At 48.1% G+C, this 13,305-nt stretch carries 13 protein-coding genes; 4 read left to right on the top strand and 9 right to left on the bottom strand.

The features are described from left to right. Nucleotides 1–92: 92 nt before the first annotated feature. Nucleotides 93–1,127, bottom strand: coding sequence for a dihydroorotase (gene pyrC / locus ACN0RF_RS11195; RefSeq protein ID WP_417439064.1), 1,035 nt, complete (start codon nucleotides 1,125–1,127; stop codon nucleotides 93–95). Between the two features lie 86 nt (nucleotides 1,128–1,213). After that, a complete protein-coding gene (locus ACN0RF_RS11190) occupies nucleotides 1,214–1,795 on the bottom strand; it encodes a thymidine kinase (RefSeq protein WP_011233622.1) in 582 nt (193 codons plus the stop codon). Between the two features lie 100 nt (nucleotides 1,796–1,895). Here ACN0RF_RS11190 and ACN0RF_RS11185 point away from each other — a divergent pair, with 100 nt between their 5' ends. Next, a complete protein-coding gene (locus tag ACN0RF_RS11185; protein ID WP_417439063.1) occupies nucleotides 1,896–3,128 on the top strand; it encodes an adenosine deaminase family protein in 1,233 nt (410 codons plus the stop codon). A gap of 89 nt (nucleotides 3,129–3,217) precedes the next feature. Here ACN0RF_RS11185 and ACN0RF_RS11180 read toward each other — a convergent pair whose 3' ends face one another. The 5 genes from ACN0RF_RS11180 to ACN0RF_RS11160 form a co-directional block, all read right to left on the bottom strand. Beyond that, a complete protein-coding gene (locus ACN0RF_RS11180; RefSeq protein WP_417439062.1) occupies nucleotides 3,218–4,246 on the bottom strand; it encodes a DUF2955 domain-containing protein in 1,029 nt (342 codons plus the stop codon). A 13-nt stretch (nucleotides 4,247–4,259) separates the two neighbouring features. Then, on the bottom strand, nucleotides 4,260–5,321 hold the full coding sequence (locus tag ACN0RF_RS11175) for an HlyD family secretion protein (RefSeq protein ID WP_417439061.1): 1,062 nt from the start codon (nucleotides 5,319–5,321) through the stop codon (nucleotides 4,260–4,262). After that, nucleotides 5,318–5,806, bottom strand: coding sequence for a MarR family transcriptional regulator (locus ACN0RF_RS11170; protein ID WP_034818727.1), 489 nt, complete (start codon nucleotides 5,804–5,806; stop codon nucleotides 5,318–5,320). Before ACN0RF_RS11170 ends, ACN0RF_RS11175 begins: the two co-directional genes overlap by 4 nt. 168 nt (nucleotides 5,807–5,974) lie before the next feature. Further along, on the bottom strand, nucleotides 5,975–6,547 hold the full coding sequence (gene ssb, locus ACN0RF_RS11165) for a single-stranded DNA-binding protein (protein ID WP_417439060.1): 573 nt from the start codon (nucleotides 6,545–6,547) through the stop codon (nucleotides 5,975–5,977). Nucleotides 6,548–6,591: 44 nt separating this feature from the next. Beyond that, the gene (locus tag ACN0RF_RS11160) at nucleotides 6,592–7,968 is read right to left on the bottom strand and encodes an MFS transporter (protein ID WP_417439059.1); all 1,377 of its coding nucleotides are present in this window, start codon (nucleotides 7,966–7,968) and stop codon (nucleotides 6,592–6,594) included. A gap of 116 nt (nucleotides 7,969–8,084) precedes the next feature. Here ACN0RF_RS11160 and uvrA point away from each other — a divergent pair, with 116 nt between their 5' ends. From uvrA to glsA, 3 genes are read left to right on the top strand one after another with little or no spacing between them, the layout of a single operon-like run. After that, a complete protein-coding gene (uvrA, locus tag ACN0RF_RS11155) occupies nucleotides 8,085–10,910 on the top strand; it encodes an excinuclease ABC subunit UvrA (RefSeq protein WP_417439058.1) in 2,826 nt (941 codons plus the stop codon). A gap of 11 nt (nucleotides 10,911–10,921) precedes the next feature. Beyond that, on the top strand, nucleotides 10,922–11,329 hold the full coding sequence (locus ACN0RF_RS11150) for an acyl-CoA thioesterase (RefSeq protein WP_417439057.1): 408 nt from the start codon (nucleotides 10,922–10,924) through the stop codon (nucleotides 11,327–11,329). Then, nucleotides 11,319–12,275, top strand: coding sequence for a glutaminase A (glsA, locus tag ACN0RF_RS11145; protein WP_011233613.1), 957 nt, complete (start codon nucleotides 11,319–11,321; stop codon nucleotides 12,273–12,275). The genes ACN0RF_RS11150 and glsA overlap by 11 nt, the downstream gene beginning before the upstream one ends. Here the strand turns inward: glsA and ACN0RF_RS11140 are convergent. Continuing rightward, a complete protein-coding gene (locus tag ACN0RF_RS11140) occupies nucleotides 12,272–13,027 on the bottom strand; it encodes an amino acid ABC transporter substrate-binding protein (protein ID WP_417439056.1) in 756 nt (251 codons plus the stop codon). The genes glsA and ACN0RF_RS11140 overlap by 4 nt on opposite strands. A gap of 208 nt (nucleotides 13,028–13,235) precedes the next feature. Further along, a partial coding sequence (locus ACN0RF_RS11135; protein WP_317498017.1) for a hypothetical protein occupies nucleotides 13,236–13,305 on the bottom strand: 70 nt, incomplete at its 5' end.

The raw sequence follows: 13,305 nt of genomic DNA, 5'->3' as shown, positions 1-13,305 counted from the left end.
AGAAACTTTGCAAAGCTCATCAGAAAAAGCGCGGGTTCGCTACAGTTTATGATCTTCGTCATAACCCATTTGTCGCACTACAACTTTAATGGCTAGCCGCGCAGTCTCCATTGCAAATCAGACCCTGCCCAATAAGGCACCATAGGCCCTGTTGCCGTGTCTACCGTTTCAGCAACAGTCCATGGTTGTTGAACCAGTTCAATGGTCTCCGTGTTGCGGGGTAACTGATAAAAATCAGCTCCAAAAACACTGGCAAAATTTGCCAGTTTATCCAGCGCGTTATGCTGACTAAAAAACTCGGCATAAAGCTCAATTGCTGCTGGAGCTGAATAACAACCGGCACAACCACAGGCAGTCTCTTTACTTGCCTGCACATGCGGAGCTGAGTCAGTTCCGAGGAAAAACTTAGGGTTACCGGACAAGGCCGCCTGCTGCAAAGCCTGCTGGTGTGACTGGCGTTTTAAAATTGGCAAACAATAGTTGTGTGGACGAATACCACCGACCAGCAAGTCGTTGCGGTTCATCAGTAAGTGTTGCGGGGTCATTGTTGCTGCGACATTACTGTTGGCATTTTCGACAAACTTAACCGCGTCGGCGGTGGTAATGTGCTCCAGCACCAGCTTTAATTGCGGGAAGCGCTCGGTTATCGGAATTAAATGCCGATCAATAAAGACTCTTTCGCGGTCAAAGATATCAACGTCACTGTCGGTTACTTCACCATGCACCAGCAAAGGCACCTGATGCTCCTGCATAGCAGCCAGCACCGGAGCAAGAGCTTCTACCGATTTTACACCAGCGGCAGAATTTGTGGTGGCTCCTGACGGATATAGCTTGAAGCCAATAACATGCTCGTTCGCAGCAGCTTCAGCAATTTCTTCTGGAGTCGTGTCTGCCGTGAGATACAAAGCCATGAGTGGATTAAAACTCATACCGGCAGGAATCTCCGCCAAAATTCTCTCACGATACTCCGTAGCGGCCGCTACGGTTGTTACCGGGGGTACCAGGTTTGGCATAACCACAGCACGATGAAACACTGCTGCGGTTGCAGGTACGGTAGTTTGTAACATAGCACCATCGCGTAAATGCAGGTGCCAGTCATCAGGTCTTGGAATTGTTAAGCTTTGCATAGTCACTTCTGGCTAAAAAATGAGAAACTCAGTATACCATCAAGTGCCTTCGCTAAAACCCACATTCCTTACTCTATTTGACCGTTTTAGCGCAGCCCCATGGCTTCTTTCCAGTGTTTACGACAACAGGAAACGTAACGATCATTGCCACCAATGGCTATTTGTTGCCCCATGCGTATCGCATTGCCCTGTTCGTCAACACGCAATGACATGGTTGCTTTGCGCCCGCAGTGGCAGATGGTTTTCATTTCCACCAGTTTGTCGGCTATAGCTAACAACACCGCACTGCCGGGAAAGGCATTGCCAAAAGCGTCGGTGCGAATGCCGTAACACATTACCGGAATATTGTCGGTGTCAGCCAGACTGGACAGTTGCCACACCTGCTCTTCACTTAAAAACTGTGCTTCATCAATTAACACACAGTCAATTGCCTGTTGCATGTAGCGAGCCCGGACTACGGCAGCTAAATCTGTCCGGTGTGTGAAAGACACCGCATCGCGACCAATACCTAATCGGGAAGCAATACGCCCTTTACCTGCCCGGTCATCTAAAGCTGGCGTCATCAGCAGGACATGTTGTTGGCGCTCCTCGTAGTTGTGCGCCACTTGCAATAACGACGTGCTTTTGCCTGCATTCATTGCCGAATAAGTGAAATATAGAGAAGCCATTTTGTTCTATTTTTTTAAGTTAATGTGGTCAGATCCTGGCAGAGATTAGCACGATTTTATGGCATTATGGGACAAAGCAACCTTAAGGCAGGAGTTCTCAATGCAATATTCCCCCGAATTTATCAAAGCCATTCCTAAAGCTGACTTGCACTTGCACCTTGATGGAAGCCTTCGTGCCAGCAGCTTAATTGATATGGCTAAGCGCGCTGATATCGAACTTCCAAGCTATACCGAAGAAGGCCTGTTTGATCTGGTATTTAAATCGCATTACAACAATTTGGGTGAATACCTAAATGGGTTTCAGTACACCTGTGCCGCTTTGCGCGATTTAGAAAACCTGGAGCAAGCCTCTTATGAATTAGCCGTCGATAATCAAAACGAAGGGGTTAATTACATTGAGGTACGTTTTGCTCCTCAGCTACTCATGGACCCAGGTAAAGGTGTTACTTTTGACACCATAATGCACGTAGTAAACGACGGCCTTTTGCGCGCAAAGAAAGAGTACAATAACAGCGCAGACGTTAAAAACGGCGATAAGCCACCATTTGACTACGGCATTATCAACTGCGCTATGCGGATGTTTGGTAAAAAAGGGTTTTCCCCTTATTACACGCAAATGTTCCAGTTAATGCGTGACTTTGAACCTATGCAGGTTATTAAAACGGCTGCAATGGATTTGGTTCGCGCCAGCGTTCGCATGCGTGACGAAGAAGGCATGCCAATTGTTGGTCTGGATATTGCCGGTCAGGAAATTGGTTACCCGGCAGGCGAGTTCAAAGAAGTGTACGAATACGCTCACGAAAATTTTCTGCTGAAAACCGTGCACGCCGGTGAAGCTTACGGTGCCGAGAGTATTTTTGAAGCCTTAACCAAATGCCATGCCGACCGCTTAGGTCATGGTTATTCGTTATTCTCTCCGGAAATGACTCAGGACCCGTCGATTGAAGACCCGAAAGCTTATGGCGAAAGCCTGGCCTCTTATATTGCTGACCGTCGTATTGCCGTTGAAGTTTGCCTGACCAGTAACCTGCAAACTAACCCCGATATTGGCGACATTAAAAACCACAACTTCCAGCACATGCTGGATAACCGCCTGGCGACCATTATTTGTACTGATAACCGTCTGGTTTCTCGTACCACGGTAAGTAACGAATATCAGTTAGCTGTGGATAATTTTGATATTTCTCTGAAGCGCCTGAAAGACATTGTCGCCTACGGCTTTAAGAAGAACTTCTTCCCGGGTCGCTATGTAGAAAAACGTGATTATGCCAAGCAAAACCTGGAGTATTTCGACAAGGTGGTTAAGCAGTTTGGGCTAAACGACGCCAGCTAAGTAAAAAACCGTTCGAGTTTAGATATTTTAGACAAGCATGCAGCTGATTAATTGGCTGCATGCTCTTCCAGCCACTATGGGTATCAATTTTAAGCAGCGCCAAATCGCGTTCCCTCAAACTGATTCAAGAGTTTGTGTACCAAATAACACACCATCATAGCCGCAATAATTGCTACAAAAGTACTGCTCAGACGGTAGAGCCCGGAATACACCAAGTCTTGTGCCGGAGATAAATACTGACCGAAAAGAATGCCCATAGTGGTCATTGCTCCAAAACCCACTCCGGCTCCCGAAGCTTCAAGTACATGAATGCGGGCAAACAACATCACCCCAAGCCAGAACAACGGCACAATCAACCACAATATGTCATACCAACCGTACAGCAAAAGCTGCACACCAAGACCAAACATAACACCAATTAGAGTCCCTGCCGCTCGCTTGCGCGCGTAAGTTAATGCCCCGTTCCAGTTCATGGGAAATAGCACCAAAATAGTAGTGGCCTGCGCAGAAATAGAATCCTGCAAATCGAACAGCTGAAACACCAAAAACGACAGGGTTGTCACCGTAGCGCCCAAAATAGCTTCATGGCGCACGCGGTTAGGTGACTTGTCCGGCAAAGGCGGTGGTGCCGCGTTATGTTCTTTATTGGGTATAATCGCATGCATAACAAAGGCAATGGCTATTGCCAGTATCGACGCAAAGAAGTTACTGGCTATTAAGTTATTAACGTCGGTGCCCGGGTAACTGGCGTAATGCAGCATAATGCTCAACATCAGTACACCATTTGCGCCAAACAGGAACGCAGTCCCGCGCGCCATAAAAGCAAACCTATACAGAAATAAGACAAAGGCGACCATTGTCATTAATACTGAATGCCCGCCCAGTATCTGCGCCAGAATACCCACTTCCAGTCCGCACATAACCGACGCCGCAAGTATTTGCCTGGCGACCTGCCGGTTTATCATTGGCACTAACCCCAATAGCAGCATTGGTAATACGGTAAAAAACACGCCATAAGACAAGTCAAACAGTGCCGTGACCAGAAAACCGATGGAGCCACCAAAGGCGATTCGTAAGCATTGCCGTAGGCCGTTTTCACTCAAGACTGAAGTTGCCATAGTTCCTTCCTGATCAATAAATGTAGTGTAACCAGCCCAGCAACCGGATTTGCGCTTTCGCGATAGCAGCTTTGACGCTTCCTTCAGGAACTATCTGTACCGTGGCCTTCGCTCCGGCCGGGCGCTCTGAATCCGGTTGTTCTGCTAAACTCAGGTGAACCCGAAGTCGCTGCGCGTCTCGCACCCAACGGTTAGAGTTAACCGGTGCTGCTAAGGCTCCGTCGGCACTTAACTGACCTGCGTTGACACCGGCATCAATGCTCTCCACTTTCACCTCATAAAGCGTGCCGGGTTCAGCATCAAATACCACCAGAGCCTGCTGCCCGGGTTTTATGTTCCGTAAATTCTTCTCACGAAAATCGGCGACAATGTCGGCATTGGGTGATACCAGCGCCATTAGCGGCGTGCCTTGACGGGCATAAGCGCCTTCGCTGAGCTTTAGATTGCCGACACGTCCGGCATGTTTCGCACGCACGGTGGTGTAGCTTAAGTTAAGCTTCGCTGTTTCTATCGCATTTTCAGCTTGTTGAATAAGTAAGTTGTTTGCATCGTCCTCGGCACCTCGTTGCACTTCTAGACTCTGTAGTTGCGACTGGGCGGCTTCAACATTTGCCAGGGCCTCTAGCTTACTGCTCTGCGCACGGTCATATGCCTGTTGCGACGAACTACCGTCTTCTACCAGATCTTTAATGCGCCGCGCCTCACGGCTGAGCTCTTGAGCTTTTGCCTGTGCTGACTTTAACTTTGCCCGAGCAGTTCGAATTTGGGCATCAAACTGTTGGTTTGACTGTTGCGCCTGAGCCAGTGCCAGCTCTGATTGCTGTAATTGCAGTTGATAAGGTCGCGGGTCAATTTCAAATAGTGGCTCGCCCTCTTCAACATACTGGTTATTATTAACCAAGACTTTCTCTACCGTACCATTCACCTGCGGTGCAACTTGAGTCACCACCCGGGTCACCATTGCCTGCGGGGTTAGCGGCAGGCTCAAGTCGGCCCACAGAAAATAGGCAAATACGAGCACAAATAGCACCAATGCCCGCTTAACCCAACGGGCAAACTTTTCGTCTGCGGTCATACTTTTTCCTCATTATTTTGGTCAAGCTTCTGAGCTTCAGACATGTGATTCGCATTGTATGAAATCATCGCCAGAACCTTCTTAACCGTTTCAATTTCTTCGTCTTCGATATTGGCCAGCAACGCCCTTCGTACTTTTAGAATTTTCGCTTCCATTTTTTTAACCAGCGCATGACCTGACTTCGTCAAAAACACCTGCTTAGCACGGCCGTCGTCCGGGCTTGCTTCGCGCGTAATCAACTCTTGCTCTTCCAGTTGCGCGAGCGTGCGCATGAGTGAACCAAGTTCTAGCTCAAGCGCTTCCGCAAGCTGCTTTTGGCTGACACCATCTCCAATACGTGCCAGTTTCCACATAGCACTCCAGCGCGGGTAGGTTAACCCCAGCGGCGCCAGTTCCTTATCCGCAATAGCCTGCCACTGACGCGCAACGCGACCGAGTCGTTCAGGTACAGATAACTGTCTGAGCTGTTCTTGTGTTAATGTCATAGCAACCTCTTTAGTTAGCACGCTAAGTATAATAACAAACTTAGCGTGCTAACTAAAATGAAAATAGCGATAGGTTTGAGCTAAAAATTAGATACAAAAAAGCCCCTGAAAAGGGGCTTTTTTCACATGATACAGATACCCGAGCGGGTAAGTCCTACACTTGGCAAACTAGAATGGAATATCGTCATCAAAGTCGTTGTCAGGTGAAAACGGCGCGGGTTCTGCCGGTTTTTGTTGTGACTGCTGATTTTGCTGCTGCGCTGGCTGAGGTGCCGGACGCTGTTGTTGCTGTGATTGTTGCTGTGATTGTTGTTGTGGTTGACCACCACCGTAACCACCGCCTTGCTGCTGACCGCCACCAAAACCCTGGCCTTGTTGTGGAGCACCACCCTGAGGGCCGCCACGAGAATCCAGCATTTGCATTTCGTTAATGACCACTTCTGTCGTATAACGCTCTACGTTGTCCTGGCCTGTCCATTTACGCGTTTGCAAACGCCCTTCAACGTAAACTTTAGAGCCCTTTTTCAGGTACTCGCCAGCAATTTCAGCTAAGCGACGATAAGCCACACAACGGTGCCATTCGGTTTGTTCGCGCGGTTCGCCTGTTTGCTTATCTTTCCAGGTTTCGCTGGTAGCAATCGACAGGTTGGCTATCGCTGTGCTGTTTTGGGTATAACGAACCTCTGGGTCAGCGCCCAAATTACCAATTAAAATTACTTTATTTACACCGCGACTGGCCATTAGATTCTCCTGTTCCTTGTACGCGTTACAACTGCTTCAAATTATTAAGCGACCGATGCTTCTTTAAGCAACTGATTAACCGCCTTTTCATCGTAATGTTTTTTATCAACTTTTAAGTAAGTGGCCTGATCTTCTTCAACCCATCTTGCCTCCGTAACGCCGGTTACGGTAAGTAACTGCTCACTTAGCTTGGTAGCCTTGCTTTCAGTTAACCCGGGCAATGATAACGACACGCTTGTGACACCTGCGGGATTAACCATGACTAAACTGATTAGCAACCAACATACTAGCAAGATCAGGCAGAAAACAACAACGCCAGATGTCCCAAAAAACTGTAAGACTGAGCCGCCTACGACCCCACCAACAAAAGAGCCTAAAAACTGACCTGTTGAATAAATTCCGCTGGCACTGCCTTTGCTTCCCGCTGGCGCAATTCGGGTGAGTAACGAAGGTAAACTGGCCTCAATAAAGTTAAAGCCAGTGAAAAATATAACCAGAGCAGCAACCAGCAGCCAGGGGTTTTGCCCCGCTATGGCAATAATTAGCAGCGCAACAATTAAAGTAATAATAGAAAACCGCAGCCACTGCACAGAATTATTATTACGCGAACTGCTGATAATCATTGGCACCATGAACAAAATGGACGCTGCCAGCGTAGGTAAGTAGAACCAGGCGTGAGTCTGACTTTCAAAACCTGCATTTTGCAGTTGCATGGGTAAAGTCACAAACCAGGCCGTTAAAATAGCGTGTAACACAAAAATACCGCTGTTCAGACACCACAGTTGTTTGTGTCTAAGCAAATGCCCCAGTTCTGACAACACGGGTAAGGATTCACGCCTCGCAGAAGTTGTCACCACTTTGGGGACGCTCAGCAACAACACCAGAATGCCCAGAGCGCCACTGGCGGCGGTAAACCAGAACAAACCCGAAAGCCCAATAATATTGCCCAATAAAGGTCCGGCTACCAGCGAAATAGCGAACGCCAGGCCAATGCACATACCAATAGTGGCCATCACTTTCGGCCGTTGTTCGTCACGCGATAAATCAGCTGCCAATGCCAGAATAGCAGCCGCAATAGCGCCCAGCCCCTGTAGCGCCCGACCAATGGATACACCCAATAGAGTATCAGCCTGAGCTGCCACCACACTGCCTAGAATAAAGACCAGCAAACCACCGACAATAACCGGCTTTCGGCCAAGGCGGTCAGACAGCATACCTAACGGAATTTGCAACAGTGCCTGTGTCAGGCCGTAGGCACCCAGAGCAATACCGACCCAAAGCGGGGAATAGTCAGGGTAGTCTTGTGCATAAACCGCTAAAACTGGCATGATCAAAAATAGCCCTAACATCCGTATACCAAAGACGGAAGCTAGTGCTAAAGCGGCTTTTTTCTCTGTTTTATTTAATTTTTGCGGCGTCATTTCACTGCTTTTATATCAGTAACATGATAAATGATGCCGTTATTGTACCAGATGCCTAACACTGTGCGATAATAGCGTTTTGTCGTCAGTCATTTACTGAACAACAGACGGGAATTATGGATACTATCGAAGTACGCGGTGCGCGCACGCACAACTTAAAAAATTTCAATCTGACCATCCCCCGCAATAAGCTGATTGTGATCACCGGCTTATCCGGTTCGGGTAAGTCATCACTTGCTTTCGATACCCTATATGCAGAGGGACAGAGACGCTATGTTGAGTCGCTCTCTGCCTATGCACGTCAGTTTTTGTCACTGATGGAAAAGCCTGATGTTGACAGTATCGAGGGTCTATCACCGGCTATATCAATAGAGCAGAAGTCAACATCGCATAATCCGCGTTCGACGGTCGGTACTATTACGGAAATTTACGACTATTTACGTCTGATGTTTGCCCGGGTGGGCGAGCCTCGTTGCCCGACTCACGACGTGCCGTTGGCGGCACAGACCGTATCGCAAATGGTCGATAACGTGCTGGCAGCTCCTGAAGGCGAAAAGCGCATGTTGCTTGCGCCAATTATTCAGAACCGTAAAGGCGAGCACTTAAAAGTGTTAGAAAACCTCGCCTTGCAGGGCTATATCCGCGCCCGTATAGACGGTGAAATTTGTGACTTAAGCGATCCTCCCACGTTAGAGCTGCAGAAGAAGCACACCATTGAAGTGGTCGTTGACCGCTTTAAAGTTCGTGAAGGCATGGAGCAGCGCCTGGCGGAGTCTTTTGAAACCGCACTGGAGCTTAGTGGCGGAACGGCTTTAGTCGTGCCTATGGAAGGCGACGGTGATGCCGAAGTTTACTCAGCGAACTTTGCCTGCCCGCATTGTGGTTACAGTATGCAGGAACTGGAACCACGGTTGTTCTCGTTCAACAATCCGGCCGGTGCCTGTACTACTTGTGACGGTCTGGGCGTTGAGCAGTTTTTTGATCCGGCCAAAGTTGTTGTTAATGCAGAGCTGTCGCTAACAGGCGGTGCAATTCGCGGCTGGGACAAGCGCAACTTCTACTATTACCAAATGCTGCAGTCACTGGCGAAGCATTACGAGTTTAAATTGTCGCAGCCTTTTAACGAGTTGCCCGACGACATTCGCGAAAAAATTCTGTTTGGTAGCGGTAAAGAAGAAATAAAGTTCACTTACATGAACGACCGTGGCGACAAGGTTGTCAGAGCGCACCCCTTTGAGGGAATAATTCCTAACATGCAGCGCCGTTACCGTGAGACCGAATCACAGGCTGTGCGCGACGAGTTGTCCAAATACGTAGCGACGCAACCCTGTAAAAGCTGCGGTGGTACGCGTTTACGTACTGAAGCTCGTCATGTGTTTATTCAGGGCACGACCCTGCCGGAAGTTGTTGAGCAGTCCATTGGCGACGCACTTGAGTTCTTCCAGCAACTGAGTCTGGAAGGTCAGCGCGCGCAAATTGCAGAGAAAATTCTAAAAGAGATTAATGACCGTCTGCGCTTTTTAGTTAACGTGGGACTCAACTATTTAAGTTTGTCCCGTAGCGCAGAAACCTTGTCTGGTGGTGAGGCGCAGCGTATTCGTCTGGCCAGCCAAATCGGTGCGGGGCTGGTTGGTGTTATGTACGTACTGGATGAACCCAGTATTGGCTTACACCAGCGCGACAACGAACGGCTGTTGAACACTCTGACTCACCTGCGTGACTTGGGTAACACTGTCATTGTGGTTGAGCACGACGAAGACGCTATTCGTCAGGCCGACCACGTTATTGATATTGGCCCTGGCGCGGGCGTACACGGTGGTGAAATTATTGCTCAGGGTCAGGTTGAAGATATTGTCGGAAGTGAAGATTCACTAACCGGCGACTACCTGTCCGGCCGGAAAGAAATAGAAGTTCCCAAGCAACGCCACAAACCGGATAAACGCCGGTTAACCATTCATGGAGCCAGCGGGAACAACCTGAAGAATGTCGATTTCAATTTGCCATTAGGTATTATGACCTGTGTGACTGGAGTATCAGGTTCAGGTAAGTCAACGCTGGTCAACAATACGCTGTTCCATATTGCGCATCGTGAACTTAATGGCGCAACGACCGGGGAGCCTGCTCCTTACAAAAGTGTCGATGGCATGCAACTGCTGGATAAAGTGGTGGATATTGACCAGAGCCCAATAGGTCGTACGCCGCGCTCCAACCCGGCGACGTACACCGGTATTTTCACACCAATTCGCGAACTGTTCGCAGGTGTGCCGGAATCACGTGCCCGCGGTTACAAACCCGGTCGTTTCAGCTTTAACGTACGCGGCGGTCGGTGTGAAGCTTGTCAGGGCGATGGAGTCATTAAAGTTGAGATGCACTTCTTGCCGGATGTTTATGTTCCTTGCGATATTTGTAAAGGTCAGCGCTATAATCGCGAAACGCTGGAAGTACAGTACAAAGGCAAGAATATTCACGAAGTGCTGGATATGACCATTGAAGACGCTCGTGAGTTCTTCGATCCGGTTCCGGCTATTGCGCGCAAGTTGCAAACCTTAATGGATGTAGGCTTGTCTTACGTTCGCTTAGGCCAGTCAGCGACAACACTCTCCGGTGGTGAAGCGCAACGGGTGAAGTTGTCACGTGAGCTGTCCAAGCGCGATACTGGCAAAACCTTGTACATTCTGGACGAGCCGACAACCGGTCTGCATTTCCACGACATTAAGCAGTTGCTGGCGGTGATTCATCGTCTGCGTGACCACGGCAACACGGTAGTGGTTATTGAGCACAACTTAGACGTGATAAAAACCGCTGACTGGATCATCGACTTAGGACCTGAAGGTGGTTCTGGCGGCGGTGAAATCCTCTGCGAAGGTACCCCAGAAGATATCTGTGAAAATGAGCGCTCACACACGGCTCGTTTCTTAAAACCTATGCTTAAACAATCTTAAAAGGACGCAGTATGTTAACGGAAGACTTTAAAGTAAGATTTTATGAAACCGATGCCCTGGGCCACGTCAATAACACGGTTATACCGGGGTGGATAGAAACCGGACGGTTGCCTATTTTTGAGTTCTTTGGAGAAATGTCTCCGAAGACACAAAGCTTAATTGTTGCGCGGCTGGAAGTCGATTACCTCTTTCCTATTTATTTTGGCGGTCACGTCACTGTGAATACTTACGTCAGCCGTTTAGGTGGCAGCTCGTTTGATATCACTACCGAAATTTGGCAGAAAGATAAAATGTGCGCTAAAGGTAAAACAGTATTGGTGTACTTTGATTTTCAACAGGAACGTTCTGTGAAGCTATCTGACGAATTAAAAGAGCGTCTGTCTACCATCACGCATCCGGAGCACCCTCTTGACGCGTGATCTGGTCAGTGGCGGGCAGCAAATACATGCCCCGGATGATCTCAAAAGCTTGCTGGAGGAAATACACCAGCAGGCAATGAAGATCACCGAAGGGCATGTTGCTGATTACATCCCTGCGTTAGCAGAGGTCGACCCCGAGCTCTGCGGACTCACGCTGGCCACGCTCGATGGCGAGGTGTTTAACGTCGGTGATACTCAGGAGCAATTCTCCATTCAGTCCATTTCGAAGATTTTTGGTCTTATGCTGGCAATGGAGCGCCTTGGAGAAGATTTGTGGGACAGAGTTAAAATGGAGCCTTCAGGCCAGGCCTTTAATTCTATAGTCCAGCTAGAGTGGGAAAAAGGTATTCCCCGTAACCCAATGATAAATGCCGGGGCTATTGTTGTTAGTGACGTGCTCGTTAGCCGCTACTCTGCCAGTAAAAATGCGGTTTTGAGTTTGGTCCGTACTTTATGTGGCAACGACAACGTTTACGCCGATAACATTGTTCACCAGTCAGAAAAAGAGCACGGCCATCGCAATGCGGCCCTTGCTCACCTAATGAAAAGCTTTGGTAATATTGATGCAGAGGTTGATGAACTGTTGGATCATTACTTTTGGCAGTGTGCGTTAACCATGTCTTGCGAAAACCTGGCTCGCTCTTTTACGTTTCTTGCAAATGACGGAATTTGTCCTTTTTCTAAAAAGAAAATTATGTCAAAACGAGACTCACAACGCATTAATGCTTTGCTATCAACCAGCGGCATGTACGACCAAAGCGGTGAATTTGCCTTTACCGTAGGTGTTCCGGCAAAAAGTGGCGTTGGCGGAGGTATGATTGCAGTTGTTCCTGACTTTGGTGTTATTTGTTCATGGAGCCCAAGGTTAAACAGCTACGGTAACAGTGCCCGTGGAATGTACATGGTGCGCGAGCTGGCAAACCGCTTGGGTCTTAGTGTTTACTAGCGCGTTATTGTCGGCCGATATAACTGAAATCGTTCCATATTAAATCGTCTAAAGAGTATTTCGAACTCTCCCTGTCGGCCAAGCTCCCGCAGTAGTCTCTGTAATGTATCTGCGCTGATACTCTTATTCTCGCCAACAAGTAAGTGCAGCTTGTACTCCAGACTAACCTTATCGGATAACAATAAACCGTCTACCTTAATTTGATTGGAGCCTTTTAAAGCAGCCAGCAGTTCATCATTGATAATAGTAAGGTCGATTCGACCGCCCAATATCATCTGCAAGTTGATAATTCGGGAATCTGCCAAATACGTCGTATACTTTTCCTGAACTTCATCTGAGGCCAGAAGTTCTCCGCCTAACAGGTAATGATAGCCCTTAACCCCACCTAAAGTTTTGCCATCGTATGTATCGAAAAACGTCTGGTCTCTGTCTGCTTTTTGTAAGGCGACCAGCCGCTCTTGTCCTCTGACTAAAGGCATTGTTTGCTGAAACCCTACTCCACTTTTTTCCCAACCCCAAAGGGACGATTCGAAGAATATAACATCACAGCACCCTTTCACACTCAGGGCTTTATGACGATTTGCAGGGGGAATCACCTGAATGCGGAATTCGTAGCTGTCCTGATGCTCATTCAACAAACTTATCAGTTCACGGGTAAGATCCGTTTGCAGTACATCGGAAAAATAAGGAGGGTAATCGTAGGCAGCAACATAGACCGGTACCTGTGCTGTAGCAGAACAGCTTAGTCCCATAAAAACGAACACAGAAAAGTATCTGAGTAATTTCAATTGATTGGCTGACTATAAGTTGAGTATCTATCTCAATAGTTCATTTTTTAGTCTTGAATGTCAATACTTGAGCGAGCCTTCGCTTACTTTTGATAAGCTATTTTGATGAAAAATTATGAGCAGGCATAAAAAAGCCCGGCCAAAGCCGGGCTCCTAAAATCAACAGGACTGCTTAGTCCATGATTTTTGATACAACGCCTGCACCTACGGTACGGCCACCCTCACGGATAGCGAAACGCAGA

This window comes from Idiomarina sp. (assembly GCF_048260185.1).
GTDB lineage: Bacteria > Pseudomonadota > Gammaproteobacteria > Enterobacterales > Alteromonadaceae > Idiomarina.
This window is presented reverse-complemented; position numbering and strand designations above follow the sequence as displayed.

Bases quoted from the DNA above. Each gene is read 5' to 3' on its own strand.
- pyrC (WP_417439064.1), bottom strand. From the start codon at position 1,127: ATGCAAAGCTTAACAATTCCAAGACCTGATGACTGGCACCTGCATTTA.
- ACN0RF_RS11190 (WP_011233622.1), bottom strand. From the start codon at position 1,795: ATGGCTTCTCTATATTTCACTTATTCGGCAATGAATGCAGGCAAAAGC.
- ACN0RF_RS11185 (WP_417439063.1), top strand. From the start codon at position 1,896: ATGCAATATTCCCCCGAATTTATCAAAGCCATTCCTAAAGCTGACTTG.
- ACN0RF_RS11180 (WP_417439062.1), bottom strand. From the start codon at position 4,246: ATGGCAACTTCAGTCTTGAGTGAAAACGGCCTACGGCAATGCTTACGA.
- ACN0RF_RS11175 (WP_417439061.1), bottom strand. From the start codon at position 5,321: ATGACCGCAGACGAAAAGTTTGCCCGTTGGGTTAAGCGGGCATTGGTG.
- ACN0RF_RS11170 (WP_034818727.1), bottom strand. From the start codon at position 5,806: ATGACATTAACACAAGAACAGCTCAGACAGTTATCTGTACCTGAACGA.
- ssb (WP_417439060.1), bottom strand. From the start codon at position 6,547: ATGGCCAGTCGCGGTGTAAATAAAGTAATTTTAATTGGTAATTTGGGC.
- ACN0RF_RS11160 (WP_417439059.1), bottom strand. From the start codon at position 7,968: ATGACGCCGCAAAAATTAAATAAAACAGAGAAAAAAGCCGCTTTAGCA.
- uvrA (WP_417439058.1), top strand. From the start codon at position 8,085: ATGGATACTATCGAAGTACGCGGTGCGCGCACGCACAACTTAAAAAAT.
- ACN0RF_RS11150 (WP_417439057.1), top strand. From the start codon at position 10,922: ATGTTAACGGAAGACTTTAAAGTAAGATTTTATGAAACCGATGCCCTG.
- ACN0RF_RS11140 (WP_417439056.1), bottom strand. From the start codon at position 13,027: ATGGGACTAAGCTGTTCTGCTACAGCACAGGTACCGGTCTATGTTGCT.